Raw genomic sequence first — 24259 nt, forward strand, 5'->3', positions numbered from 1 at the left:
TCATTTTTTCTTCATTTGCAGGATTTCGCGCGCCTCATCGGGGCTGGCGATTTCAAGGTTCATTTCTTGCGCGATGCGGACCAGCCGGGCTACCAGCTGGCCGTTGCTTGTGGCGTTGACACGGCGTGCATATTGCAGATTATCTTCAAAGCCTGTCCGGGGATGCCCGCCCATGGCCATGGCCATGACATTGAGGGGCAATTGATGACGCCCCATGGCGGTCACGGTGAAAGTGGCATCCTCCGGCAGTGAATGACGGAGAAAAACCAGGTCACGGGGGGTTGCCGCGGCACCGCCATTGACACCCAGCACGATGTTGAAGTGAAGCGGCCGGTCGATATGACCCTGCCTGACCAGGCGCATGGCCATGTCGATATGGCTTTTATCAAAACATTCAAGTTCAGGCTTGATCCCGCGCTCACGCATCCTGGCCGCGAATTCGATGATCATGTTCTCGGTGTTGACGAAGATCTCATCACCGCCGAAGTTCATGGTGCCGCAGTCCAGGCTGGCCATCTCGGGATTGAGTTCAGTCGGCTGGAGCCGTTCCTCAGCGGTCATGCCCGTGGCTCCGCCCGTGGACGGCTGGATAATCACCTCGGGGCAAGCTTCCCGGATGGCGTTGATGAGAACCCTGAAACGCTCGCGGTCCTGGGTCGGCGAACCATCGTCGTGACGCGCGTGAAGGTGAATGATGGCCGCACCGGCCCCGGCTGCTGATTTGGCCTCGCGAACAAAGTCGTCCACCGTGTAGGGAACGGCCGGATTCATCTCCTGCGTGACTTCCGCACCGCTGATGGCGGCGGTAATGATGACTTTTGACATAAGTACTCCCCCTTCCTATTTACGTTGTTTAGCTTTGGGCGTGATACAGGTGCCTGAAGCCCGGCAGACCAGGACGGGCTGATCCAGCAGATCAGCGGCTGAATCCGACAGGTCGGTTCGCGGCGCGATCACCCGCCAGGCCTCAAACTTCATTTTTCGTGACGTGTTGCCTTCTTCCTCGATCCAGCCTTTTGCTTCGATGAAATCGCCGGCTGATACCGGTGCCAGGAAATCGATGCTGTCGTAGGCCCGGAAAAGCCCCTCATCACCGTCACGCCGTATCAGGAGTTCGGTCGCTACATCGCCGAACAGCTTCAAAAGATGGGCGCCGTCTACCAGCCCCCCTCCGTAATGCGCGTCTTCTGCGCCGATGCGGACGCGGATCATGGCTTCGATCATTTTGTCTCCTCCATCAATTTTCAGTTAGAAAAAAATAAGCGCCGCCTATTTTTCTCAAATACGCATAGCGCTTCATGCTCCAGCATGACAGTAAGCCGTCCTTGGTACGGCTTACCAGGGTCACCCGCCAGGGATCTGCCGGACGCCCTTCGGCAACGAACACTTTGATGCGGCCCCGATCCCGGGCTGGCCACCGCATCTACCCATTCGCTGCGCCTCTATTGTCGTTAAATTTTCAAGATCCCAGGTGCTCTGGTGCGGGCCGGCGGCGGCATAGAGGTGCCGTCCGGGGGTGTGCCCGCTCATTATACCTGAGCATTTTCAATTTTGACAAGAAGCCGGCTGTGAGGACTGTCATTTATTTTCGTGATGGTACAATGCAGGGGGATTCAATCGATGGCAGGTTCCCGCCTGCAGCGGGCAAAGAAGCAAGAAGAAAGGTTAGACGCCTATGAACAAAGTTGTGACAATGGAGGAAGCCCTGTCCCGTATTAAAGACGGCCAGTCTGTTATGATCGGCGGATTTATGACGGTCGGCACGCCTGAGGGTATAGTCGATGCCCTTGTTAACAGCCATATCCGGGACTTGATCCTGATCTCCAACGATACAGGGTTTGCCGACAGGGGGGTTGGCAAGCTCGTTGCCTTCAACAAGGTTAAAAAAGTAATCGCCTCCCATATCGGGACCAACCGGGAAACGGGCAATAAGATGAATGCCGGGGAGATCGAGGTGGAGTTGATTCCACAGGGGACTCTGGCGGAACAGATCCGCAGCGCCGGTGCGGGCCTGGGCGGTTTTTTGACTCCGACCGGGGCGGGAACCGTGGTTGAAGAAAACAAACAGACCATGGAATTTGACGGAAAAAGATACATTCTGGAACGACCCATCCGGGCTGATGTTGCTCTGCTTAAAGCGCACAAGGCTGACACCTCGGGCAATCTGGTCTATCGCCGGGCCGCCAGGAATTTCAATCCCCTCATGGCCATGGCAGCCGACCTTGTCATCGTTGAGGCTGACGAGATTGTTGAAGCAGGTCAGCTGGACCCTGATGAAGTAATGACTCCCTGCATCTTTGTGGATCTTATTGTCAAGAAGGAGGTGCCCCATGAATCCGCGTGAGAGAATTGCCCGCCGCGTTGCCCGCATCTTCAAAGACAACGATGTCGTTAACCTGGGGATCGGGCTTCCCACCTCAGTCGCCAACTACGTACCGGACGGTGTGCACATCATCCTGCAGTCGGAAAACGGTTTCCTGCGCGTCGGCCCTGTTCCCGAACCCGGACAGGAAGACCCCGATATCGTTGATGCGGGCGGCATGCCTGTTTCCATCCTGCCCGGCGGCTGCTGCTTTGACAGCGCCACCTCCTTCGCCATCATCCGGGGCGGCCACCTGGCCGCGACCGTGCTCGGAGCCCTGGAAGTTGACCAGGAAGGCAACCTGGCCAACTGGATGATCCCTGGAAAGATGGTTCCCGGCATGGGCGGCGCCATGGACCTGGTCGCGGGCGCCAGAAAAGTGATCATCGCCATGGAGCATCTGACCAAAAAGGGAGAGCCGAAAATCCTGAAAAAGTGCAAGCTCCCCCTGACCGCGGCACACGAAGTTGATCTGATCGTGACAGAACTGGGCCTCATGGAGGTCACCGATGAAGGGATCGTGTTAAGGGAACTGGCTCCCGGCGTGACCGTCGATGAGATCCAGTCGAAAACCGAAGCGGTCCTGATTATTCCGAATCAAATAGGTGTCATGAATTCCTGAAGTGATTTGCGGCCTGCCGCAGTTTTCTGAATCGAGGGGGATGATGAGAAAGATACTGATCACGGGAAGTCTTGGTCAGATCGGCACCGAATTGACCTGCCACTTTCGAAAAGAATACGGCGAGGATCGGGTGATTGCCTCTGATCTCATCCGCAAAGACGTTCCCGAGGTGATTGGCACGGGGCCCTTCGAACAGCTTGATGTACTCGATGCGCAGCGGCTAGCGGCCATTGTCAGTGCCTACGGGATCGACACAGTTATTCATTTGGCCGCCATCCTGTCGGCGACGGGTGAAGAGATTCCCCAGCGCGCCTTCGATGTCAACATGAACGGCCTTTATAAGGTTCTGGAGGTGGCACGGGAAAACAAGCTTTCCGTTTTCACCCCAAGCTCCATTGCGGCGTTCGGCGGGTCGACCCCCGCTGACCAGACCCCGCAGGACACCATTCAGCGGCCCAATACCATGTACGGGATCACCAAGGTGGCCGGCGAGCTTCTCTGCGACTATTACCACCACCGCTTCGGTGTCGACACCCGGGGGGTCCGGCTGCCGGGTCTGATCTCCCATCAAACACTGCCGGGCGGGGGGACCACAGACTATGCCGTACACATCTACTATGAAGCGATCAGGCAGGGACACTACACAAGCTACATCGCCGAGGGGACCCGGCTGGATATGATGTATATGCCCGATTGCCTCAAGGCCTTTACGATGCTCCTGGAAGCAGATCCCTCTCGTCTGGTCCACCGCAATGCTTTCAACATCACAGCCATGAGTATCGCGCCTGAGGAAATCGGGGAGGAGATCAAGAAGCATTTGCCTCACTTCGAGTTGTCCTTTGATGTTGATCCTGTCCGTCAGGCCATTGCCGATTCATGGCCCAACGCCATGGACGATTCCTGTGCCCGCCGGGAGTGGGACTGGAAGCCGGATTACGATCTGGCCTCCATGACGGCTGACATGCTTGAGCAGCTGAAAAAAGATCGGCGGGTATACCGATGAAAGACCACCATCAAGTGCCTGCCGGACTTGAGCCGGTATCCTATTACACGGGGGCCGTGGAAGCTTTCTGCGAGATGGTGGCCGGGGGTTTGAAACCTTTGGCGCTCAGCGCACCGCTGGAACCTGAACTGGCATCGCAAGTCAGGGTCTACGTTGAGCAGAGCATCAAAAAATACGACCTGGTTTTATACGAGGAGAAAGATTTCCCTCAAACGGCCTTGACTCCGCGGGAATCAGTCAAGGGGAAAATTATTTTCCTTCTTTGCAGGGATCATGAGGTTCTGAAAACCTACCGCTTGTTAAAAAAGAAGGCGGCGGACGGAATGGATGTATCCGGGGAACTGCGCCAGCTGCTCGGCTATCCCGAAAAGATCTGATCGTTTCAGCGGGGAGGTCAAATCCCCATTTTATGCATGTTCCCCGCATTCATCATGGTGCTGATGTTCGCGGCAGATGGAACCCGTGGACACAAGCGCACCTTTCAGATAGGCCTCGGCAGCTTCTCTGGCGTCGCCCTGGGCGCCGATAACTGCCTCGATGCCGTGCTGGTTGAAAATCTCAACCGCCGAACCGCCCATGCCACCGGAAATGATGACGCTCACACCCAGTCCGTGAAGGTAGTTGGGCAGGAATCCGGGGCGGTGACCCGGGTTGACGATGGATTCGCTCCGCATGATCTGTCCGTCTTCGACTTCAAAAAGATTGAAGTTTTGACAGTGTCCAAAATGCGCTGTGACTTTTTGTCCTTCGCTTGCCACCGCGATCTTAATCATCTGTTTTCTCCATTCTCTCGATCTGATCAGCCAGCTGATCCAGCCAGTCGATTCCCAGTTCTTCAATCCGGCCCTCGTCGGAGGCCAACGCGATCGAAGGATCAATCGGAATCCGTGCCATCACTTCCAGCTGATGGGTTTTCGCGATCTCATCAATATGGCTGTCGCCGAATACCTTGTATTTTTTCCCGTTGTCAGGACAAAGGAAGTAAGACATATTCTCCACAATGCCGATGACGGGGATATTCATCATACCGGCCATATTGACGGCCTTTTCGACAATCATGGAGACCAGTTCCTGGGGCGAGGTGACGACCACGATGCCGTCAACCGCCGCAGACTGAAAAACCGTGAGCGGAACGTCGCCTGTACCGGGCGGCATGTCGATGAACATGAAATCAATGTCGCGCCAGATGACATCGGTCCAAAACTGCTTGACCACCCCGGCAATCAGGGGTCCCCGCCAGATGACGGGATCGGTATCATTTTGCAGGAGGACATTCATGGACATGATCTCAATGCCGGTCCGGCTGCGGACGGGAAAGAGGCCCCTTTGATCACTCCTGGCCCGCTCCCTGATGCCAAACATCTTGGGAATGGAGGATCCGGTGATGTCCGCGTCCATGATGGCTGTCCGGTAACCCCGCTGATTCATGGCAACCGCCAGCAGCGAAGTCACCAGTGACTTGCCGACTCCCCCCTTGCCGCTGACAACGCCAATGACTTTCTTGACGCTGCTCAGGGGATTCAGTTTCTCTGAAAAGTCATGGGCTGCCTCCGTCCGTTCGGCACAGTCCTCCATGCATTGAGCACAGTTGTGGTCACAATTTTCTGGCATATTCTGCTCCGCCCCTCAAATTTCTATCATATCGCCGGCCGCCAGGTAATCGATCCGGCCGCCCATTTTTTCTTTTAACCGCTGGTAAGGGACCCTGCCCGTACAGTGACAAGTGTAGTACTTGGCGCCCGTCGAGGCAAGGAAAGCCGCGATCCGGTCAATCTCTCCATCGCTTTCACGGTCCTGGTCGCTTTTTGCCAGGTGAAAGCCGCCGATCACCACGTGGGGGTAACGCCCCTTGATCGAATGAAAATGCCTGACAATATTCATGATGCCCATGTGGGCGCACCCCGTAAAAAGAACCGTCTTGTCATCCTGCTCAATCACCAGATTCTGTTCGTGGACAAAATCGTCGTCCGTCAGCTCTCCGCCCTCTTTTTTCAGCAGGTCGCGGTTGGAGGACGGCAGTGATTCCAGCGGCTCCACGTTCGAAAAGACGCGGATCCCGCGTGCAATGGTGAAACGATCGGTGGTAAAAACGACCTGCCGGTTTTCTTTCAGCTTTTTATCGATCCCGATAAATTGAAGCTTGTCTCCCTGCCTCCTGGCGTAATAGTCACCAAAGGCCTGCGGATGGATGAAGACTTCCGCCTTGTCATTGAGTTCGAAAAAAGCATCCAGGCCGCCCCCATGGTCATAGTGACCGTGAGAAATGACAACGAATTCAACTTCAGACAGGTCAACCTTCATTTTGCGGGCATTTTCAATGAAAAGCGGACTGGCTCCCGTATCGAAAAGAATTTTGTGGCCCAGGGCTTCGATGTAGAGACTGAGACCGTGTTCGCTTCCCAAAGTCTCGCTCCGCGCCGAATTTTCCATCAGTACCTTAATAATCATGGTCTTAACCGCCTATTTTTCCAGAAGCAGCGCCATGGTTTTTTCGTAGACCGACCGCACCGCTTCCCCGGAAGGACAATCGATATCGACGATGCTCTGCCCCTTGTTGATGGCCCTGACAGCTTCCGTGTCAAAGGGAATGACACCGGCAAAGGGCAGGTTCTCCTCTTGGCAAAAGGTTCGTATCCGGCCGGTTATTTCCGGATTCGTATCGTGCTTATTGACGCAGACCGCAACGGTGGTCCCGAATTTCATGGCCGTATCAATGACCCGCTCCATATCACTGATCCCCGACAAAGAAGGTTCCGCCACGATAAGCACCAGGTCGACCCCGCTGAGAGAGGCAATGACAGGGCATCCGATGCCGGGGGAGCCATCAATGATGGCAAAGCGCTTTTCAAGGGCCTTCTCACGCATTTGCTTTTTTACTTCGGCTACCAGCAGGCCCGACATGCCGCTGCCCATTTTGAGCTCCGCGGTCGAAAAAACCCGGTCACCCTCCTGATAGAGGAGCAGCTCCCCCGAAACAGCCGGCGCCATGGTGACCGCCGAGACCGGGCAGACATGATGACAGACCGCACAGCCTTCACAGGCAAAGGGATCGACCGTGTAGGTTTCTTCGACCCGGATGGCTTTGAAGCGGCAGTGCTCCTTGCACAGACCACATTCGATGCAAAGATCCGCGTCGATTTCCGCTTTGGACAGACCATAAAAATCTGTACGGACAGGCTCACTGGACCAACCGGTGATCAGGTGCAGGTTGGGAGCTTCAACATCGCAATCGGCGTAGGTTCTGGCATCTGACAGCCTGATGAAGGCGCTGGCAACGGTTGTCTTTCCTGTGCCGCCCTTGCCGCTTAAGATCAATAGCTGTTTCATGGGCAGGCCTCCTCCAGGATGACCGTCAGCAATTCTTCGAACCAGATTCGATAGCCTTGGTCTTCCCGAACGGCGATCTCTCCTTTCGAGTTAATTAAACCCAGCTTCTGATCGAAGGGAATGCTTCCCAGGATGGGGAGTCCTTTCTCCAGACAGAAGGCTTCGGAGGGATTATCACCTTCCTGAATCTTGTTCAGGACCACTCCCAGGGGCTTGCCCATCAGGTTTACCAGTTGATAAACCATGGCCAGGTTATGGGCGCCGAAAATCGTCGGCTCTGCCACGAGTACACAGTAATCAGCCCCCGCAACCGTCTCCATGACAATGCAGGAGGTACCCGGAGGGCAGTCAATAAAGGTGAGAAGGTCCGGATCGTCATCCTGACCCTCCAATAAACGGTCGATAATGGGGATACCCGATTCCTCCCCGGTGTTCATGATACCGGAGTGTACCTGAACCTGGCCTGACACTCCACGTTCGATCCGGCCGATTTCCTTGTCCTTTTCGGAAAAGGCTTTTTCAGGGCAGACCAGGACGCAGCCTCCGCAGGAGTGACAGATTTCTTCAAAGACAATCAGCTCTTCCCTGATGTAGGCCAAAGCGTTGAACTGGCAAAAATCCACGCACTTGCGGCACCCCGTGCATTTGTCCTGATCGACGACGGGAATTTTGACTGCGACCCGCTCAATTTCCAAATCGCCCGGTTTGAAGAAAAGATGGCCGTTCGGCTCCTCAACGTCGCAGTCCAGGTAACGGGCCTGCCCTGCAACTTCGGCCAGGTTGACGGACACCAGTGTTTTTCCCGTACCGCCCTTGCCGCTTAATACCGCGATCTTCATGGGATCAATGCCTGTGGAGTCCGGCGTGAATCTCATCCAGCTCCGACAGTTTTCCCTCCAGGAAGGCGTCAATATTCTCCTTGATCGACTCACCCTTTGTCCGGTAAATTCTGGCTTTTGCCGCAAGCAGAACGCCGGCGGCGTTCTGGCCACAGCGGGGTGTCAGGACGGCATCAACTTTCTGATCGGCAACGATCTGGGCCGCGCGCACACCGGCTCCTCCGGCACTTTGAGCAGCGGTATTCAAGACAAATTGATTCTCTTTCGACTCCGTATCGTGGATCAGATAATAGGGCGCGCGCCCGAAGGACATGCAGACCTTGGATTCAATGCTGTTGCTGTCAACCGGTATGGCTAATTTCATGGATTTCTCCTCTTTCTGGGTGCATTTCGTAATAATTCGCGATGGCTTGACGGAGCGCCCCCACCCCCATAAGCGAGCAATGGATCTTGCTCTCAGGGAGGCCGTCAAGCGCCTGGATCACATCGTCCTCCGTGATGGAAAGCGCTTCCTCCAATGTTTTCCCCTTGGCCAGCTCCGAAGTCATGCTGGAGGTTGCGACGGCGCCGCAGCAACCGTAGACCAGGTAGGAAATGTCGTCGATGCGGTTGTCTTTCACTTTGATGTACATGACCAGACAATCGCCGCATGAAGGATCACCCACGCTGCCCTCGGCATCGGCGTCGGGCATGGTATGGGCATTTCGGGGGCTCATGAAATGGTCAATGACGGTGTCTGAATAAATCATCGATTGCGCCGGCCGCCATGCCCGTGCATTTGCCTGCCGCGCCCGTAACGGTGACAGCCGTGGCCGCAAATACCCTCGGGGCCTTCACACAGCCGGTATTCGCCTCCTTCAATAATCAGTACTTTCCCATTGACAAGTGAATCAGCGATCTTTTGCCTGGCCCTGACATAGATGCCCTGGATGGTCGTTCGGGCAACATTCATCTGGCGGGCACACTCCTCCTGGTTGAATCCCTCATGGTCAATCAACCTGACCGTCTCATATTCGTCAACGGTCATCCGGACGTGCTCGCGTGCGCCCGCGCCCACCCCCAGCGGCCCGAAGCGGCTGATTGGCGGCAATTGACAGACTCTTCGCCATTTCATGGGTCTGGCCACAGTGACTCACCTCAACTAATAATGGGGGGATAACCGGCAGCCCGGCCATCCCCGACTATTTTACTCGCTTTCGAGTTGTTTGGAAATGTAGTCCAGGCGTTCCTGCAGGATTTCCTTTTCTTCTTCCAAAATTTCGCGGTCGCTGCGGTCATCATAGGGTGCGTAGCCGTAGCCGGGGCCAAATCCGCGGCCATAACCGTAACCCATTCCGTACCCCCGCCGGCCGTAGCCCATGCGGCGCCCGCGGCGCCCGTAGCCGTATCCATAATCGCGGCAGGGGCCCATTCCCCAGCCCGTCATGGGGCCATAGCCCATCGGCCCTGTTCCATCTCTGCGTGGCATATTGAATACCTCCTAAATTTTCTTTATAAGTGACATATGTCATTTACTTCCATGATTGTACGCCTGTTAGTGACATATGTCAACTATTGTTTTTGGGTTAATATTACAAAAACAATGTGTTGTATTATTTTAATATGCATAGTGTTACAAACAAAATATTAGTAATTCATATTAGCATACGGTAATATGCTATTGCATTCGCTCTCAAATGATGCTATAGTCACCTCATCAGCTGCTCTTGCCTCTCCCCAACCATGGGAAAGGTCCGGGGATCAGGTACAGGTGGCTGTTCCGGCTCAACCTGTTTCGAGGTGGGCACAGGGACACGGGCAATGACGGTTCGAGCTTTGATGATAGAAACAGTTTCACGCGGGGGACTTGTCGCATTTAATTGATGCCTTTCTTTGGAACTTGTCTTTCAGCTAAGGGAGAAAGCGGGACAGTTCCAACAGAATCGACGATCGCATCCACTTAATTCATTTGAATATTGCCATGGTTGGATTCCAACCCCATTTATTCTTTGGCTGACGCCGGCTTTCTTGTTACCGGGAGCCGGGGCCGTGTTGAAGACCCAAAAACCGGAATCAGAGCACACTGAAGTGTCGCGGATGCCGGTCAGGGGTATCCCTGACGAGGAGGCGGGGATATGCTTTCGGCACGAAAAATACTATCTTTTTCCATTCATTTTCTGGTTTGGATGCTTTTGTCCTTCCTTCTGATCGCGGCGGCACTGACGGCCGGAGCCAGGCTGATCGGCTACACGCCCTATGTCGTCCTGTCCGGCAGCATGGAACCGGCTATTCCGACAGGCGCCCTCATCTACGTCCGCGCGACAGATCCCTACCGGGTTAAAGAAGGCGACCCCATCACCTTCCACCTCAATCAAGGCGGTCCGGTCGCCACCCACCGGGTCATCGAAATCGACGCCACCAACCGCTACTTCATCACCAAAGGCGACGCCAACAATTCACCGGACGGCATGCCTGTCCAGTTTTCCAACCTCATCGGCACGCCACGTTTCACGCTTCCGGCTGCCGGTTTTGTATACCATGCACTTTCAACCTCTCCGGGAAAGCCCCTTGCTCTGGCTTTCATCATAGCCTCCATCGCGGCCATGCTGGCGGTCGACGGCAACCGGAATTGGAAGAAAAAAGTCAATCAAGAGCAATCGCCTAACGAGGGATCCGGACGCAAGTCTGTCAATAAAGAGAAGATCCAGATCAACGTTCTGAACAGGAGGAACAAAGAATGAAGAAAAAAAGTTTGGTGATTGCGGTGGCCCTTGTGGCCATCCTCGCAATCGGTCTGGTTGTTACCATCGCGTACTTCACAGACAAGAAGGATGTCACCAACACGTTCACGGTCGGCAATTTGAAGATTGACCTGACAGAACCGAACTTTCCGGAAGCTCCCCCGAAGCTTCTCCCCGGAACCGAAATCCCCAAAGATCCCACGGTCAAACTCTTGGCTGGAAGTGAGGATGCCTACGTCTTCATGCAATTGAAGCCGGAAGGCAGAATCATGGATTTCCTTAAGCCGATCAGCATCAACTCCAACTGGATACCGGTCACCGGCGGATCGAACCTCTACGTCTACGCGACAGGGGATCCTCGTACGCCGGCAGTCGTTACGGCCGGCACTGTCTTGCCCGCCCTCTTCGACAAGGTGGAAGTCATAGCGGATCTGGACAATAGGATTTTTGAGGGCTATGAAGTCGAAGGGGGCGATGACGTCCCGGCCTTCGATCCTCTTGTGGACAAATTGACAATCAATGCTTTCGCCCATCAGGCCTACGTCAATGGCGTACTCAGTTACACGATTGCTGAAGACGCCGCCAAAGTGCAGCTACCTTAAGCAGCGGACAGACTCATCATTTACTAAGATAAGGAGTAATGATCATGAAAAAGAAATCTCTGCTGATCAGCGCCCTGGTCCTCGTCCTGGCCATGGCCGTTTTCGGAACCCTGGCTTTCTTCACAGCCGAGGATGACGCCACCAACATCATCACCATGGGCAACATCAAGATTCTGCTTATCGACGATACCCTCGATGACGAAGAAGAGCCGGTACCCTTCCCCGAAGCCGGCGTTCCGGCCATGCCCGGTACGACGGTTGACAAGATTGTCCAAGTCAAGAACGTCGGCGACAATCCCGCCTATGTCCGGGTCAAGCTGACGCCTGCCCTGGCGCCTGTTGTCGAGGGGTTTGGGGGCCTGATCACCTTCGCCGCCGACACGGCCAACTGGGAGAAAATTGGCGACTGGTACCACTACAAATATGTCTTGGCTAAGGGTGATACCACCCCCGCCCTGATCACCCAGGTCGTCTTTTCGAACACCATGGGCAATGATTACCAGGACGCCGTCTACACGCTTCTGGTTGAAGCCCAGGGGGTCCAGTCCGAAAACAATGGCACCGGCTATGCCGACGCAGCGGGTTGGCCGACTCCGTGACCGGCCTTCCGAACGGCAGCAATGCCCCGGCATACCTGCCAGGTCATACGCTTTTAGCTGAACAGCCGGAAGCATTGAAAGGAAGAAGGCCATGAACCCGACAATTCAATACAGGCGTCTGCCCGTTCTGATTCTCTGTTTGGTTTTGGCGCTTGCTTTAGCTTTTCCTGCCTACCCCACGACTGAGGCCTTCGCGGAACCGGATGTGGCAGGCGAGAATCAGGAACTGACAGGCAGTGATCCCGTACCGGAGGAAGCTCCCCCGGACGAGACCACCGGATTGCCGCCGGGAATCCCCACCAATGAAAGCGGAGAAGGATCCCAAGGCGGCTCACAGGAACAGAATACAATAAGAACTGAACCAGAGGGGAAAGAAGAGGCCGGGGCACAAGGCGGGACATCCACTGTAGAGCCGCCTGCCCCTGATCCTTCCGGTCAATCTCCGGACAAGAACCTCCCGGAAGATCACGTGCCCGATGATCCTCTTGTGATCCCACCAGCCAGGAATTTCACCACGGCAGGACCTTTGGTCAATCCAGTCACGCTGGGAAAGGCCCCACTGAATGCACTGTCTGGCGGGGGCACAGCTCCGGCCGGCCTCTACATGGACAAGACAGCCGTCTATGACGAAATGGCCGGACACGCCCTGATTACGCTTGATGTCTTCACCTCCGGCGAGGTCATCACGTCCCAGGTGCCTGTGCCGACCGACATCTGTCTGGTCCTCGACCAGTCCGGCAGTATGGCCTACGCCTTTGGAACCACAACCCGGCAGGCCGCGCTGAAGACAGCCGTCATTAACTTCATCAACGCGGTGGAAACGAACGCGGTGGCCAACAGTGTCGACCACAAGATCGGTATTGTGACCTTCGCGTCTTCGTCATCGATCAGGCAGTACCTGAGCGTCGATTACGGGGCTGCCCGGACTATTATCAACGGCCTTGGAACACCCAGCGGCGCGACCAATGCAGGAGCGGGCATGGCCAGTGCCATCACGGTCATGGAAGGATCCTCAACCGGTAGAAACAAAATCGTCATTATGTTTACGGACGGTGTGCCCACCACCGGCACGGCCTTCAATGTGACTGTGGCCGACACAGCCGTCAATAATGCCCGCACCCTGAAACAGGGCGGGTCCACCGTCTTTGCCGTCGGCATCTTTGACGGGGCCGACCCCGATGTCATGTACGGAGACTATGATCACTATCATGCCTATTCCTTCTATACTTACAGCGATGGCACGAGCGATCATCCCCGTTGGGATAAGCAAGTAAACAGTTCAACCGGAACGAGTACTGATGTTGAAATCCCCGCAGCCAACCGCTTCATGAACCTGCTGTCAAGCAATTCATCTACTGCGGCTAACACAGGTTTGACAAGGACTACGATAACGACTGGAAGCGGAAACAAGAGGAAATACTACGACGGATTCAACATCGTGGAATTCCACACCTTAACCAAGAGCGGTTATTATTTAAGTGCCAGCGACCCCAGCGGACTGAACAACATTTTCGAGTCGATCGCCCACACCATTGAGACGCCGACCATTGAGCTGGATGACGACACGGTTGTCCGGGATGTGGTGGCGCCCCATTTCCAGGTGTCTGACGCCGTACACATCACCCTTCAGTTGGCTGATTGCACGGGCTTTGACACCGGAAGCGGGATCTACACCTTTGGTCAGCCTTATGCGGCTCCATCGGGAGTGACCGCCTCCATTGATTCCGGTACCCAAACCGTTTCAGTGACGGGCTTCGACTTCAACGCCAACTTTGTCACCAAGGAACCCAAGGGAGGAACGGGAAGCGACTATGGCAGGAAACTGATCATCTCATTTCCTGTCACGCCGGACCCGACCTTCTTTGGAGGCAATGGGGTGGAAACCAACGTCAACACCAGCGGGGTGTACGAACCCGGGGTCAGCACTCCGGTCGGCACCTTCCCGGTGCCGGACGTCGATGTGCCCCTCAAGTACGAGGTCATGGAGAATCTGGTGCAAAAGGAGTACCTGGGCAACCCGGTCGATATCGCGGCGGTCATCGAATTTGTGACAGGGGGAAGTGTGTCCTACCAGCCCGACGGCTTCAACAACGACCATGTCAGGATCACTTACGAGGTCTACGATGGGGCCATCTTGCTCGGAACCTTCGTGATCGAGGCGGGGGATGCTGCAGCGTCCGGCTCCTGGTCAGGAACGCCGGTCGTGCCGGCGGCTGACTCCAACCATTATACGGTGAAAGTCACGGTGGAACCCTCACTTGCCGGATCCATCGAGGATCCGTTGATCAAGAACACCGGGCTCCTGGTTTACCGCTACCGGCCCGTCATCGAGACCCGGGATGAAACCCTCTACCTGGGTCAGGAAACGAGCATTCTTCCGACTGTTTTGCCGCATTACGCGAAAATCGGCTGGAAGTGCGAAGACAATCCGGACAGCAGCGGCATTCACGGAACGGAACCTCAGCTGACCCTGACGCCCGTCTTTGTCTCAGGCACGGTGCCGGGCGATCCGGCGCACTTTGCCCCGGCGGAGGAGTCGGAATTCAAGGTTCAGGTCAAGTGGGCCAATACAGCCTGGCCGGCTCAGCCGCAACACGTGGACATCACGGATGCCTGCTGGCTCTACCGGGCCGGCGACGGATACAGCGAAAAGGGGTCCAACCCTGACTTCAAACTGCCCTTCTGGATCTTCCTTAAGACCTGCCGGATTACTGTAACCAAACAGGCAGCGCCCGGCACCATCATTGGGTCCAATGAGTCTTTCATGATCGATGTGTCCGACACGCACGGGCACACCTGGCGGCTTCGCCTGTGTGTGGGTGAATCCGCCACACTACGGGGCCTCCCCATCGGTGTCTACACCGTCAAGGAGGATGCCCTGTGGTCTTGGCAGTATACTCCCTCGCCCGGGTCGGTCAGCGTGGAGCTCAAACCCAATGAAACGGAAGACCATGCGGCGGTTCTGGTGGCCAACGGGAAGGCCGGCCGGTGGATCACCGGCGAGACCTTCGTCATGAACCTTTTCAAAGGTTTGATGGATTAGGAGGTGAGTCATGAAACGATTGGATCATAAGACTCCCGCTCTCATGGTGACCCTCATCCTGACGCTGGTCCTCGCCGCAGTGACCATCCCCATGGCCCTGAGCTATTTAACTTCATCGCCGGATGCGCTGGAGAACATGTTCACCGATCCTTATGTTCCCCCCGATATTACGGAAACTTTTGACGGAGAGATCAAGGAGAACATCCGGATCGAGAACACCGGCAATGTCGATGCCTACATCCGCGCCGCTCTTGTCATCCAGGCCAAGGCCGAAAACGGCGACATCCTGGCCTACTCGCCCGTGCACGGTACGGATTACACCCTGTCGGCACTGGGCAGCACCTGGTTCAAGCAGAAAGACTATTACTACTTCAAGCATCCGGTACCGCCGGGCGGCTTAACAGATGTGATGTTCAGCAAAATCGAAGCCCTGAATATCCCTTTGAAAACGCTGGGAGGGGTCCATTACTACCTGAACATCGACGTGGCGTCACAGAGCATCCAGGCTCTGCCCCCCGGGGCAGTCGAGTCCGCGTGGCCGGTGACGGTCGGCGCCGGTTCCGTCTTGGAACCGGTATCACCATGAAGGAGGCAACGACGTGAAACAGTATAGATTTCTACTCACCCTTCTCACTCTTCTTGCCGTTTTCCTCCTCTCCGGCCACGCCGTCTTTGCGGTACAGTCCGAAGTGATCTATCGCGGTCACGCAGAAAAATTCGTCTTCATCCCGGATACGACCGACTTGTTCGGAGGGTTCAAGGGTGTGATGCCGGGGGACACCCGGCAGCAGGTGATTGCCCTGAAAAACAACACCAATGCGATCATCCGGATCTATCTGAGCGGCAAAGCATACGGCGCTGAGGAAACAACCTTCCTCTCCCGGTCGACCCTCAGAGGAAAGGTCGGCGCGGTCGAGATCTTCAACTATGACTCTCCCGCGACCAACCTGACTGACCGCATTCTGCTCAAAGAGTTGAGACCCTTCGAAAGCCTGGAAATGTTAGTCGAGCTCAAAGTGCCCGACACGCTGGACAACGATTTCCAGTCCAGGGAATACACCCTGGTCTGGACTTTCCTGGCGGAAGAAGAGCTGGTTGAAGCGGAAGAAGAAACGGTCCCGACAACCACCGAGAAGGAGACTCCCCGAACGGGCGAATCCGTCTCCCATTTGATGGTCGGCACAGGACTGCTTGTCTGTGGTTCAATGGCCATTCTCCTCTTGCTCGTCCGGAAAAAAATGATCCGGTAGGCAACCATGGCCTGTTGACAGGAAACCCCCGGGGGCAAAATCCTGGGGGTTTCCGCGTGCCCCTCTTTGTACCCTGGTCTGTGATTCAGTATAATGAAAAAGTCAACAGCCCCATCGGGTCATCTGCTTCCGGGAAAGGATCGATTATGAGCGCTGTCAAGTATGCCAAGGCCATCAAGGAACCTGGCCTTCTTTCGCCACGCGTCAAGTGGCTTCGCGATTACTATTTTACCGGCACGGACCGCAAATGGAACAATGAATACCTGATCTACACGACGGGAACACCCTGGGACGCCCAGTTTGATGAACTGACCTACTACATCGTTCCCGAGATGTATGCCTTCATGAATTCCTTTACCGTCTCCTGCCGGCAAAGTGCCCAGAAGGTGGCGATCCCTGATGACTTCTTCTCTTGGTCCATCCCGGAGCGCAAGGCCTGGTTCACCCGCCGGGTTGTCACCCGGCATATGCCGGTTGAAGTCCTCCCGGGCGACCTTTTGTGCGGGGCCCGGTTCAACCTTCAGTATTCCATGTGCCTCAACCGGGAAGAGCAAAAAGAACGCGACCGGCTGACACGGAAAGCCCGGGACGCCGTTCTCTTTTTGCACACCCACGGCTATGGCAACTGCGGTGCCACCAGCGGTCACCTGATCCCCGATTACGAAAAAATCATCAGGCACGGTTTCAGTGGGGTATTGGAGGGGCTTGAAGCGGAATACGGCAAGCTGACCGATACGGAAAAGGCAGGATCCCGGGGCGCCGTACTCCGCGCCATGAAAACGGCCTGCCTCATGCCCAGGGAATTGGCTGACAGATACGCCGAACATTGTGACTTTCTGGCAGATGAGGAAGAAGATCCGGTCCGGGCCGATGAGCTCCGGATCATGGCCGGCAACATGCGGATGGTTCCCTGGCGGGGAGCGGAAGATTTCCACCAGGCCGTCCAGTCGCTCTGGTTTACCCATATGCTGGTCATGTCCGACGAAAAATACCCGGGGCCGGGTGTGTCATTTGGCCGGCTGGACCAGTACCTTTACCCCTACTACCTGATCTCCAAAGAAGAGGGCATGACCGATGAGGAAATGAAGGACATCCTGGGCTGTTTTTGGGTGCACTGCAACACGGTCTATGATGCCCAGATCCGCGTCGGGGGCAACCAGGGAATTACGGCCGGCTTCGGCCAGCTTTTCAATCTATCCGGTTTCGGGCCGGACGGCCGGGACATGACCAATGACTTGACCTACCTGATCCTGGAGGTCATCGAGGCCATGAGCCCCATCCTGGAACCCAAGCCCAATGTCAGGCTCCACAAAAAGAGCCCCGACCGCCTGCTCGATGTCATCGTCGATATGATCTCGGGCAGCCAGGGAGCGCCTTTTCTTTTAAACTTTGATGAACGCTCAGTCGCGGGCATGCTGCTCCAGGCGGAAAAGTCCGGACAGCAGGCCCTGATCAACCGGGACAATGTCTTTGACTACGCTGCCGTCGGCTGCCTGGAAAACACCATGGCAGGCAACGACCGGTCGGGAACCGTGGACAACAACATCAACCTTCTGAAAGCCATGGAGCTGGTCTATGGCAACGGCTGTGACCTGCTGCCCTACTACGATCCCATGACCGGCAAATGGAGCAAAATCAGGCAGGAGGGCCCCCGAACCGGGACCTTGGCTGATCTTGACAGCTGGGACAAATTCTTCAATGCCTATGTTGAACAGACCCGCTTCATCGTCAAAAAAATGGTTGATACCTATGAAATGAGCGAGGCCATCCGGGCAGTATACCATCCCACCCCCTACCTGTCGCTTCTGGTCAAGGGCTGCGCTGAGCAGGGCCTGGACGTGACCCAGGGAGGGGCAGAGCTGTCCTACACCACCATGGAGGGCGTGACCTACGCCACCGCGGTGGATTCGCTCCTGGCGGTCAAATACCTGGTCTTTGACAAAAAGGAATGCAGCCTGGAGGAACTGGTCCAGGCCCTGAAAGACAACTGGAAGGGCCATGAGGTCCTCCAGGCCAAGGCCCTTCACCGGGCCCCCAAATACGGGCGTGACGACGACGAAAGTGACCGCCTGGCCTGGGAAGTCATGCGGATCTGGACGGATGAAGTCTGGCGATACAAGACCCAATCCACCGGGCGGCAGTTCCGGCCCGGCATGTTGTCCTGGAACTACTGGATCGGCTCGGGCTACATCATGAAAGCCAGTGCCAACGGACGGACCGAGAACCAGTTTCTCTCCAACGCCATTTGTCCCTCCAACGGAGCCGATCTGAACGGTCCGACCGCCAACAGCAACTCGGTCGGCACTGCCCTGGGCGGCAAGACCGATTGCGGCAACTACGTCAATGTCCTCCCCAACGGGGCCAGCCATACCATCACCTTCAATGCCTCCCTGGTCAGGACACCGGAGCACAAGGCCAAACTGAAATCCTTCCTCAAAGGCTACTGTGAAAATGGAGGGACAGCCCTCCAGATCAACATGCTGGATCCGGAAGTATTGAAAGAAGCCCAGGCTCATCCTTCCGACTACCGCCATCTTCTGGTCCGGGTCACCGGCTACAACGCCTACTTCACTTCCATCGGCAAAGAACTGCAGGACGAGATCATCGCCCGCGAAAGCCACCTGCAATATTGAGCCATGCGGATCCTGAACATCCAGCGTATGTCCACCGAGGACGGGCCCGGCCTTCGGACCACTCTTTTTGTCAAGGGCTGCCCACTGGCCTGCGCCTGGTGCCACAATCCTGAAAGCCTGTCCCGCTCTTTTCAGATTGAGTGGCTGGGCGAACGCTGCATCGGCTGCCGGACCTGCATTTCCGTCTGTCCTGAGGGCGCTCTTGAATTGGGGGAAAAAGGCCTGATCATCGACAGGGAGATCTGCAATCTCTGCCTTGCCTGCGCCGAAGCCTGTCCGGCCCGGGCCATCGAAACCCGGGGCGAGGACAGGACCGTCGACGATCTCTTTGATGAACTGATCAAGGATGTGGCCTATTTCGGCGAGGAAGGCGGCATCACTCTTTCCGGCGGAGAAATCTTGACTCAGGCGGCTGAAGCGGCAATGCTGCTGCAAAAACTTAAAGAACACGCCATTCACACCGCCATCGACACCTCGGGCCTTTGTTCCAGGGAGGCGCTGGACCGGGTCCTGCCCTGGACCGATCTGGTTCTCTACGATCTCAAACTCTTTGACGACGCGGCCCATCAGCACTGGACAGGGATTGGCAACCGGCGCATCATGGACAACTTTGACTACCTGGCAGAACAAAAAGAAATCCTGGGTTTCTCCGTCTGGGTCAGGACGCCCATTATCCCGGGCGCAACCGACAGCGATGACAACATACGCCGACTCGCCCGTTTCATCGGCGGACGGGCCGACCGCTGGGAGCTATGCGCCTTCAACAACCTTTGCACGGGAAAATACGATCGGCTGGGCAATCCCTGGGCCTTCGCCGGGGTCCCTCTGATGACGTCTGAGCGGATGAGCGAACTGGAAGCCATGGCCAGGGAGGAAGGCTGCGCAAACACCCATGCAACAGGCAATACCAGACTGGAAAAGCCTCACACAACCAAGGGGTGACAACAACTACAACCGGCAGTTGATTATATTGCAAAAACACAACCCGTGGTCTCTTGACGGGCATTTGAACGGTTCCTAGGCTTGAAGCGGGGAAAGGGAAGAGGTCAAGATGAAAAAGATCAATGTTGAGCGCGACGCCAAGGATTTCGCTTCGCCCTACAAGGTGGCTTTGATCGCCACCCACGATGAAGAAAAGGATGTTCACATCACCCTCTTGTCATCTCTGATGAACCGGGGGGATGACGAAATGGTAGTCGGCGAGTTCGTCAAAGGCTTGAGCAAGCAGTTTTTCCACGAGAGACCCCGGGCCGGCTTTCTCATCATGAATCTGGCCAGGGAGTTCTGGACCGGGACCATGGATTTTTACGACAAGAAAACGGAGGGGCCGGAATACATTACCTTCAACGAGATGACCCTCTTTCGTTTCAATACTTACTTCGGGGTCCATACGGTTCACTACGCCGAACTGCGGGAGATCTCCGAAAAGCGCAAGCTCAACATGGCCGGGATCGCAGCCAACATGGTCCGCGTCATACTGGCAAGCGCCTTGTTCAAAGGCCGGGAGGTGCCGGTATTCAATCCCTGGACCCGCCGGCATACCGCCAAGGCTGGAACCCTGCTCTTTTTGGGCTTTTCCGGCGATGACGGTTATCCCCGCCTACTTCCCGTCATCCAGGGCAAGTCCGTTTCCCGAAGCCGGATCCTGCTGACCCCCGCACCCTATAAGAAGCTGGCAGAGGGACTGAAGGACGGGGATCGGGCTTCACTTTTCGCAGCCAGTCTCGACATGGAGGCTGTGCTCCTCAAGGGTACCTACCGCAGGCTGCCGGGAGGCTTGGGCGCCGTCGACGTCGACCGGGTCTACAATTGCATGCCCCCCGTTCACCGCTACATCTACCCGGAGACGCCCTGGGAGGCTGTCACAGAATTCTAGGGACCGCCTGATGCAAGAAGATCCGCCAAGGACACTTTACCAGCTCATGTGGAGCCGCAAACGTGGCTTCATCATCTATCTTTTTGCTGCCTTCCTGCCCATCTTCCAGCAACTTATCATGGAGGCTGCCCTGGGTTTCTCTTTTACACTCCTGGAAGCCAGGACAAAAGCGGAAATCAGCGTACGTATCGCCATCCTGGTCGCGGCCATGCTGGTGCCGTCCGTCTTCCACTGGATTTCGAGGAGACTTCGGATCGGCTTCATGCGCGACATCCTCCTTGACGTCCGGAAGCGGGGCTTCCGCCATATCCTGAGCCTGCCTGTCCGCGTCTTCTCACGCAAATCCCGCGATCACTACCTGTCGCTTTTGGTCAATGACCTCAACATCTTCGAGAATGATTTCTTCGTCTCTTTCCTCAATGTCATTTTTAACGGCGGACTGACCTTGATTGCCCTTGGCATCCTCTTCTTTTTCGACTGGCGATACGGCCTGGCCAGCACCTTGGCGACCGGTCTTCTGGCACTTCTAGGCAGGGGTTTCCAAAAGAAAATCGTCTCGCTCAAGGAGAAAGAATCCGACGCCAACAAAGACTTCTCTCAACAGATGTCAAATGTCTTTCGAGGGCTGGAGATCCTGAAGCTCAACCAGGTCGAGGCACCCTTCCGGGAAAAATCCATGGGCTATGTAACAGCGCTTGAAAATATAAAAATGCGCTTCAACATCTTTGACTATTTCCAAAGCGGCACAATGGAAACACTGGGACTCATTTTCACTGTCCTGTCTTTCTTTTACATCGGAACCGGCTTGGTCTCCGCCAGGCTTTCCCTGCCGCAGGGGGTTTTCATGGTGCAAATCACCCAGCGTGCCATTTGGGGCATGGTCCAGGTTTTCCCCCATCTGAACAAGGTACGTGCCAGCCAGGCAATTTTTGACCGGATTGTCAGGGGAAGCCCCGACGAACAGGAGGCCCCGGCTCCTTTGGGAACCCTGCCCTTCACGCTGAACCAGGGGATTGAAGTCGACCAGCTTTCTTTTTCCTATGATAACCGGCCTGTTTTGCAAAGAGCTTCATTCAAGATCAACAAGGGAGAAAAAGTGCTGCTCAGGGGGATTTCCGGTTCGGGCAAAACCACCCTGCTCAATTTGCTGGCAGGTGTCTACAGCTCATACGGGGGTGAAATCCGCTACGACGGAAGGGAATTGAGGACCATCGATCCTGCTCCGCTCAACCGCAGGATTGCGGAAGTATATCAGGATGTCTTCCTCTTCGAGGATACCTTGCAAAACAACATCACCCTCTTCAGTGATTATGGGCAGGAAGCGATCGAAGCCGCTGTCGACAGGGCCGGCTTGCGGGAACTGGTCGAAAGGCTGCCGCTGGGTCTGGAGACTCCTTTGGAAGAAAATGGAAAAAATCTGTCCGGAGGCGAACGCCAGCGCGTTTCCATCGCGCGGGCCATCCTGAAGCAAGCCTCACTCCTTTTGGCCGATGAGGCTACCTCCAACCTGGATGAAAATCTGGGCCGCCATATTGAGGCGACCTTGCTTTCACTTGACGCCACAGTGATTTCCATCTCACACCGCTACTACGAGGGTGTGACAGAGGGCTACGATAAAATATTGGAAATCGATGGGGGAACCATCTCTGTTTGGCAACCCGGCGATTATTTCAAGGAGGCCGGCTGATGTTCAAAAAGACAAGCCCCGACAAACAAAGCCGCCCGCTCCTCCCCCCTGATTTGAAACGGACGCTCCGTCGGACAAGGTGGAAACTGCTTCCCGCCTCAATCCCCCTGCTCTTGTCGTCAGCACTCAATGTTTTGCTCATGCTCCTGATCCGGGAGAGTCTTGACGCCGCCCTGGCGGGCGATCCCGGTCGCGTCAGGGACGTTGTCTTGCCCATGCTTCTGGGCGTCGCCTGCTTCATTCCCGTTGAGCTCTTTTCTGCCTGGATGCGGGGGCGTTATCTGCGTTATGTCAACCAGTCCATGAAGGGCCGTTACATTGACCGGGTATTCGCCAAAAACATCAGCGAGTTCCAAAGCCAGCACCTGGCCCTTTACCTTTCCAACATCACCAACGACATGAACTCGGTGGAGCAGCGCTACTTCATCTCCCTGCACGAAATCCTGAACAGGGGTTTCGGCGCCATGGCGGGGGTCATCATCCTGCTCAATGTCCACTGGCTAGTCGCTGTTATGGCCCTGATCCCGGGCGTCATCGCCGCTTATGTGGCAATCCGGTCAGGCCGCGGTCTTGAGAAGCATGAGGGTGAACGTTCCGGTTTCCTGAAACAGTACACCATCTATATCAGGGAAGTCCTGTCTGCTTTCCGCATCATCCGAAACAACAGCCTCGAATACAAGGTTACCGAGGATTTCGACCGGAGAAGCACCCAGGTCCAACAGAAACGTTATGAACTCGACAAGGCCGAAACCCTTGTCCAGGTCAGAAACAACACGGTCTTCGGGATCATGATCGGGGGATTGCTGACCGCTGCCATGTTCTCTGTCCGGGCAGGAATCACGACAACCGGCGGGCTGATCCTGATCATCAATGGTTATTCCAGCATCATCAACACCTTCTACATGGTTTCGGAAAGACTGCCCATGATCCGGTCCGAGCGCCCGGTCTTTCTGCGCATGGAAAAGGCGCTCGAGAACAAGGAAAGAGAGGTTGAAACCGAAACCCTTCAAGGTTTCGACCATTCTCTCCAGTTTGATCAAGTCTCTTTTGCCTACGGTGAGAACCGGGTATTGCGTCAGGCCTCCTTCACCCTCAAGCGCGGAGGGAAATACCTGATGGTGGGACCTTCGGGGGGCGGCAAGTCGACAGTCCTGCGCCTGATACGCAAGTACTTCAACCCTGATGAAGGCACCATCCTGATCGACGGGCAGCCACTGCGTGCCATCAGCCGGGAATCCTATTACCAACACCTGGCCAATGTCGAGCAGCAAGTCTTCCTGTTCGATGACACCCTGAGAAATAACCTGACCCTCTTCAAGCTCTACGATGAAGAAGCGATCATCCGCGCAGTCCAGGGAGCCGGACTGACAGATTTCCTGGCTTCGCTTCCGGGCGGTCTTGATTATGTGATCACCGACAACGGGCAGAACCTGTCTGGAGGCGAAAAGGCACGGATCGCCATCGCCCGCGGCCTGATCGCCAGGGCCGACCTCCTGCTCCTGGACGAAGCCTTCGCCAGTCTGGATGAGGAGGTCGCACGAAACATTGAGCACACGCTCCTGTCTTTGGAAGGTGTCACCGTCGTCTCTGTCAGCCACATCGTTTTCCCCGATACGGCCCCTTTGTATGATGCGGTCTTTGAGGTCAAGCGTGGCCGTGTGACCCGGCGGCCGGCTTCTGGAATGGTATGATGGGC

The 24259-nt window shown here is 55.8% G+C and carries 26 protein-coding genes; 15 read left to right on the top strand and 11 right to left on the bottom strand.

The genetic code is table 11. From position 1 onward, the window contains the following. Both GX839_06500 and GX839_06505 read right to left on the bottom strand, forming a co-directional pair. Entirely contained in the window at positions 1-825 is an 825-nt protein-coding gene (locus tag GX839_06500; protein NLB05106.1) for a 3-keto-5-aminohexanoate cleavage protein, read from the bottom strand. 15 nt (positions 826-840) lie between these two features. Continuing rightward, positions 841-1221, bottom strand: a complete 381-nt coding sequence (locus tag GX839_06505) for a 3-aminobutyryl-CoA ammonia lyase (protein NLB05107.1) — start codon at positions 1219-1221, stop codon at positions 841-843. 454 nt (positions 1222-1675) lie between these two features. On the opposite strand from GX839_06505, the gene atoD reads away from it, so the two are divergent. From atoD to GX839_06525, 4 genes are read left to right on the top strand one after another with little or no spacing between them, the layout of a single operon-like run. Continuing rightward, entirely contained in the window at positions 1676-2344 is a 669-nt protein-coding gene (gene atoD, locus GX839_06510; protein ID NLB05108.1) for an acetate CoA-transferase subunit alpha, read from the top strand. After that, complete coding sequence (locus GX839_06515) at positions 2331-2984, top strand: CoA transferase subunit B (protein NLB05109.1); 654 nt, start codon at positions 2331-2333, stop codon at positions 2982-2984. Before atoD ends, GX839_06515 begins: the two co-directional genes overlap by 14 nt. 43 nt (positions 2985-3027) lie before the next feature. Further along, complete coding sequence (locus GX839_06520; protein NLB05110.1) at positions 3028-3987, top strand: L-threonine 3-dehydrogenase; 960 nt, start codon at positions 3028-3030, stop codon at positions 3985-3987. After that, positions 3984-4364 carry a hypothetical protein gene (locus tag GX839_06525; protein NLB05111.1) on the top strand — a complete coding sequence of 127 codons (381 nt, stop codon included), beginning with the start codon at positions 3984-3986 and terminating at the stop codon, positions 4362-4364. The genes GX839_06520 and GX839_06525 overlap by 4 nt, the downstream gene beginning before the upstream one ends. A 30-nt stretch (positions 4365-4394) precedes the next feature. Here the strand turns inward: GX839_06525 and GX839_06530 are convergent, their stop codons facing one another. Genes GX839_06530 through GX839_06570 form a run of 9 tightly spaced genes read right to left on the bottom strand, consistent with a single transcriptional unit; the run spans position 4395 to position 9621 of the window. Next, positions 4395-4760, bottom strand: a complete 366-nt coding sequence (locus tag GX839_06530; GenBank protein ID NLB05112.1) for a dinitrogenase iron-molybdenum cofactor — start codon at positions 4758-4760, stop codon at positions 4395-4397. Next, the gene (locus GX839_06535; protein ID NLB05113.1) at positions 4753-5598 is read right to left on the bottom strand and encodes an Mrp/NBP35 family ATP-binding protein; all 846 of its coding nucleotides are present in this window, start codon (positions 5596-5598) and stop codon (positions 4753-4755) included. Before GX839_06535 ends, GX839_06530 begins: the two co-directional genes overlap by 8 nt. Positions 5599-5613: 15 nt before the next feature. Beyond that, entirely contained in the window at positions 5614-6435 is an 822-nt protein-coding gene (locus tag GX839_06540) for an MBL fold metallo-hydrolase (protein NLB05114.1), read from the bottom strand. 12 nt (positions 6436-6447) lie between these two features. Next, positions 6448-7314 (bottom strand): 4Fe-4S binding protein, encoded by an 867-nt coding sequence (locus GX839_06545; GenBank protein ID NLB05115.1) that lies wholly within the window; start codon positions 7312-7314, stop codon positions 6448-6450. Next, entirely contained in the window at positions 7311-8153 is an 843-nt protein-coding gene (locus GX839_06550) for a 4Fe-4S binding protein (GenBank protein ID NLB05116.1), read from the bottom strand. The genes GX839_06545 and GX839_06550 overlap by 4 nt, the downstream gene beginning before the upstream one ends. Before the next feature lie 4 nt (positions 8154-8157). Next, a complete protein-coding gene (locus tag GX839_06555; GenBank protein ID NLB05117.1) occupies positions 8158-8517 on the bottom strand; it encodes a dinitrogenase iron-molybdenum cofactor biosynthesis protein in 360 nt (119 codons plus the stop codon). After that, a complete protein-coding gene (locus GX839_06560) occupies positions 8495-8902 on the bottom strand; it encodes an iron-sulfur cluster assembly scaffold protein (GenBank protein ID NLB05118.1) in 408 nt (135 codons plus the stop codon). The genes GX839_06555 and GX839_06560 overlap by 23 nt, the downstream gene beginning before the upstream one ends. Next, the gene (locus GX839_06565; protein NLB05119.1) at positions 8899-9279 is read right to left on the bottom strand and encodes a DUF134 domain-containing protein; all 381 of its coding nucleotides are present in this window, start codon (positions 9277-9279) and stop codon (positions 8899-8901) included. Before GX839_06565 ends, GX839_06560 begins: the two co-directional genes overlap by 4 nt. Positions 9280-9339: 60 nt before the next feature. After that, positions 9340-9621, bottom strand: a complete 282-nt coding sequence (locus GX839_06570; GenBank protein ID NLB05120.1) for a DUF5320 domain-containing protein — start codon at positions 9619-9621, stop codon at positions 9340-9342. A gap of 646 nt (positions 9622-10267) precedes the next feature. On the opposite strand from GX839_06570, the gene GX839_06575 reads away from it, so the two are divergent. From GX839_06575 to GX839_06625, 11 genes are all read left to right on the top strand, one after another. After that, a complete protein-coding gene (locus GX839_06575) occupies positions 10268-10873 on the top strand; it encodes a signal peptidase I (GenBank protein NLB05121.1) in 606 nt (201 codons plus the stop codon). Next, positions 10870-11475: a hypothetical protein gene (locus tag GX839_06580; protein NLB05122.1), complete on the top strand. Its 606-nt coding sequence runs from the start codon at positions 10870-10872 to the stop codon at positions 11473-11475. The genes GX839_06575 and GX839_06580 overlap by 4 nt, the downstream gene beginning before the upstream one ends. 44 nt (positions 11476-11519) lie before the next feature. Next, complete coding sequence (locus tag GX839_06585) at positions 11520-12074, top strand: hypothetical protein (GenBank protein NLB05123.1); 555 nt, start codon at positions 11520-11522, stop codon at positions 12072-12074. 91 nt (positions 12075-12165) lie between these two features. Further along, positions 12166-15117 carry a VWA domain-containing protein gene (locus tag GX839_06590; protein ID NLB05124.1) on the top strand — a complete coding sequence of 984 codons (2952 nt, stop codon included), beginning with the start codon at positions 12166-12168 and terminating at the stop codon, positions 15115-15117. 10 nt (positions 15118-15127) lie between these two features. Then, positions 15128-15703, top strand: coding sequence for a hypothetical protein (locus tag GX839_06595; protein ID NLB05125.1), 576 nt, complete (start codon positions 15128-15130; stop codon positions 15701-15703). A 13-nt stretch (positions 15704-15716) separates the two neighbouring features. Continuing rightward, the gene (locus GX839_06600) at positions 15717-16367 is read left to right on the top strand and encodes a hypothetical protein (protein ID NLB05126.1); all 651 of its coding nucleotides are present in this window, start codon (positions 15717-15719) and stop codon (positions 16365-16367) included. 146 nt (positions 16368-16513) lie between these two features. Next, positions 16514-19000, top strand: a complete 2487-nt coding sequence (locus GX839_06605) for a hypothetical protein (protein NLB05127.1) — start codon at positions 16514-16516, stop codon at positions 18998-19000. 3 nt (positions 19001-19003) lie between these two features. After that, a complete protein-coding gene (locus GX839_06610) occupies positions 19004-19942 on the top strand; it encodes a glycyl-radical enzyme activating protein (protein NLB05128.1) in 939 nt (312 codons plus the stop codon). A gap of 109 nt (positions 19943-20051) precedes the next feature. Beyond that, on the top strand, positions 20052-20876 hold the full coding sequence (locus GX839_06615) for a hypothetical protein (GenBank protein ID NLB05129.1): 825 nt from the start codon (positions 20052-20054) through the stop codon (positions 20874-20876). 10 nt (positions 20877-20886) lie between these two features. Then, a complete protein-coding gene (locus GX839_06620; protein NLB05130.1) occupies positions 20887-22563 on the top strand; it encodes an ABC transporter ATP-binding protein in 1677 nt (558 codons plus the stop codon). Continuing rightward, positions 22563-24254 carry an ABC transporter ATP-binding protein gene (locus GX839_06625; protein NLB05131.1) on the top strand — a complete coding sequence of 564 codons (1692 nt, stop codon included), beginning with the start codon at positions 22563-22565 and terminating at the stop codon, positions 24252-24254. Before GX839_06620 ends, GX839_06625 begins: the two co-directional genes overlap by 1 nt. The last annotated feature ends 5 nt before the right edge of the window (positions 24255-24259 follow it).

The organism is Fastidiosipila sp. (genome assembly GCA_012511175.1).
Classification (GTDB): Bacteria; Bacillota; Clostridia; order Saccharofermentanales; family DTU023; genus UBA4923.

Bases quoted from the DNA above. Each gene is read 5' to 3' on its own strand.
- GX839_06540 (NLB05114.1), bottom strand. From the start codon at position 6,435: ATGATTATTAAGGTACTGATGGAAAATTCGGCGCGGAGCGAGACTTTG.
- GX839_06515 (NLB05109.1), top strand. From the start codon at position 2,331: ATGAATCCGCGTGAGAGAATTGCCCGCCGCGTTGCCCGCATCTTCAAA.
- GX839_06615 (NLB05129.1), top strand. From the start codon at position 20,052: ATGAAAAAGATCAATGTTGAGCGCGACGCCAAGGATTTCGCTTCGCCC.
- GX839_06530 (NLB05112.1), bottom strand. From the start codon at position 4,760: ATGATTAAGATCGCGGTGGCAAGCGAAGGACAAAAAGTCACAGCGCAT.
- GX839_06575 (NLB05121.1), top strand. From the start codon at position 10,268: ATGCTTTCGGCACGAAAAATACTATCTTTTTCCATTCATTTTCTGGTT.
- GX839_06620 (NLB05130.1), top strand. From the start codon at position 20,887: ATGCAAGAAGATCCGCCAAGGACACTTTACCAGCTCATGTGGAGCCGC.
- GX839_06585 (NLB05123.1), top strand. From the start codon at position 11,520: ATGAAAAAGAAATCTCTGCTGATCAGCGCCCTGGTCCTCGTCCTGGCC.
- GX839_06625 (NLB05131.1), top strand. From the start codon at position 22,563: ATGTTCAAAAAGACAAGCCCCGACAAACAAAGCCGCCCGCTCCTCCCC.
- GX839_06525 (NLB05111.1), top strand. From the start codon at position 3,984: ATGAAAGACCACCATCAAGTGCCTGCCGGACTTGAGCCGGTATCCTAT.
- GX839_06550 (NLB05116.1), bottom strand. From the start codon at position 8,153: ATGAAGATCGCGGTATTAAGCGGCAAGGGCGGTACGGGAAAAACACTG.
- GX839_06570 (NLB05120.1), bottom strand. From the start codon at position 9,621: ATGCCACGCAGAGATGGAACAGGGCCGATGGGCTATGGCCCCATGACG.
- GX839_06590 (NLB05124.1), top strand. From the start codon at position 12,166: ATGAACCCGACAATTCAATACAGGCGTCTGCCCGTTCTGATTCTCTGT.
- GX839_06520 (NLB05110.1), top strand. From the start codon at position 3,028: ATGAGAAAGATACTGATCACGGGAAGTCTTGGTCAGATCGGCACCGAA.
- GX839_06595 (NLB05125.1), top strand. From the start codon at position 15,128: ATGAAACGATTGGATCATAAGACTCCCGCTCTCATGGTGACCCTCATC.
- GX839_06580 (NLB05122.1), top strand. From the start codon at position 10,870: ATGAAGAAAAAAAGTTTGGTGATTGCGGTGGCCCTTGTGGCCATCCTC.
- GX839_06500 (NLB05106.1), bottom strand. From the start codon at position 825: ATGTCAAAAGTCATCATTACCGCCGCCATCAGCGGTGCGGAAGTCACG.
- GX839_06555 (NLB05117.1), bottom strand. From the start codon at position 8,517: ATGAAATTAGCCATACCGGTTGACAGCAACAGCATTGAATCCAAGGTC.
- GX839_06605 (NLB05127.1), top strand. From the start codon at position 16,514: ATGAGCGCTGTCAAGTATGCCAAGGCCATCAAGGAACCTGGCCTTCTT.
- GX839_06560 (NLB05118.1), bottom strand. From the start codon at position 8,902: ATGATTTATTCAGACACCGTCATTGACCATTTCATGAGCCCCCGAAAT.
- GX839_06610 (NLB05128.1), top strand. From the start codon at position 19,004: ATGCGGATCCTGAACATCCAGCGTATGTCCACCGAGGACGGGCCCGGC.
- GX839_06535 (NLB05113.1), bottom strand. From the start codon at position 5,598: ATGCCAGAAAATTGTGACCACAACTGTGCTCAATGCATGGAGGACTGT.
- atoD (NLB05108.1), top strand. From the start codon at position 1,676: ATGAACAAAGTTGTGACAATGGAGGAAGCCCTGTCCCGTATTAAAGAC.
- GX839_06545 (NLB05115.1), bottom strand. From the start codon at position 7,314: ATGAAACAGCTATTGATCTTAAGCGGCAAGGGCGGCACAGGAAAGACA.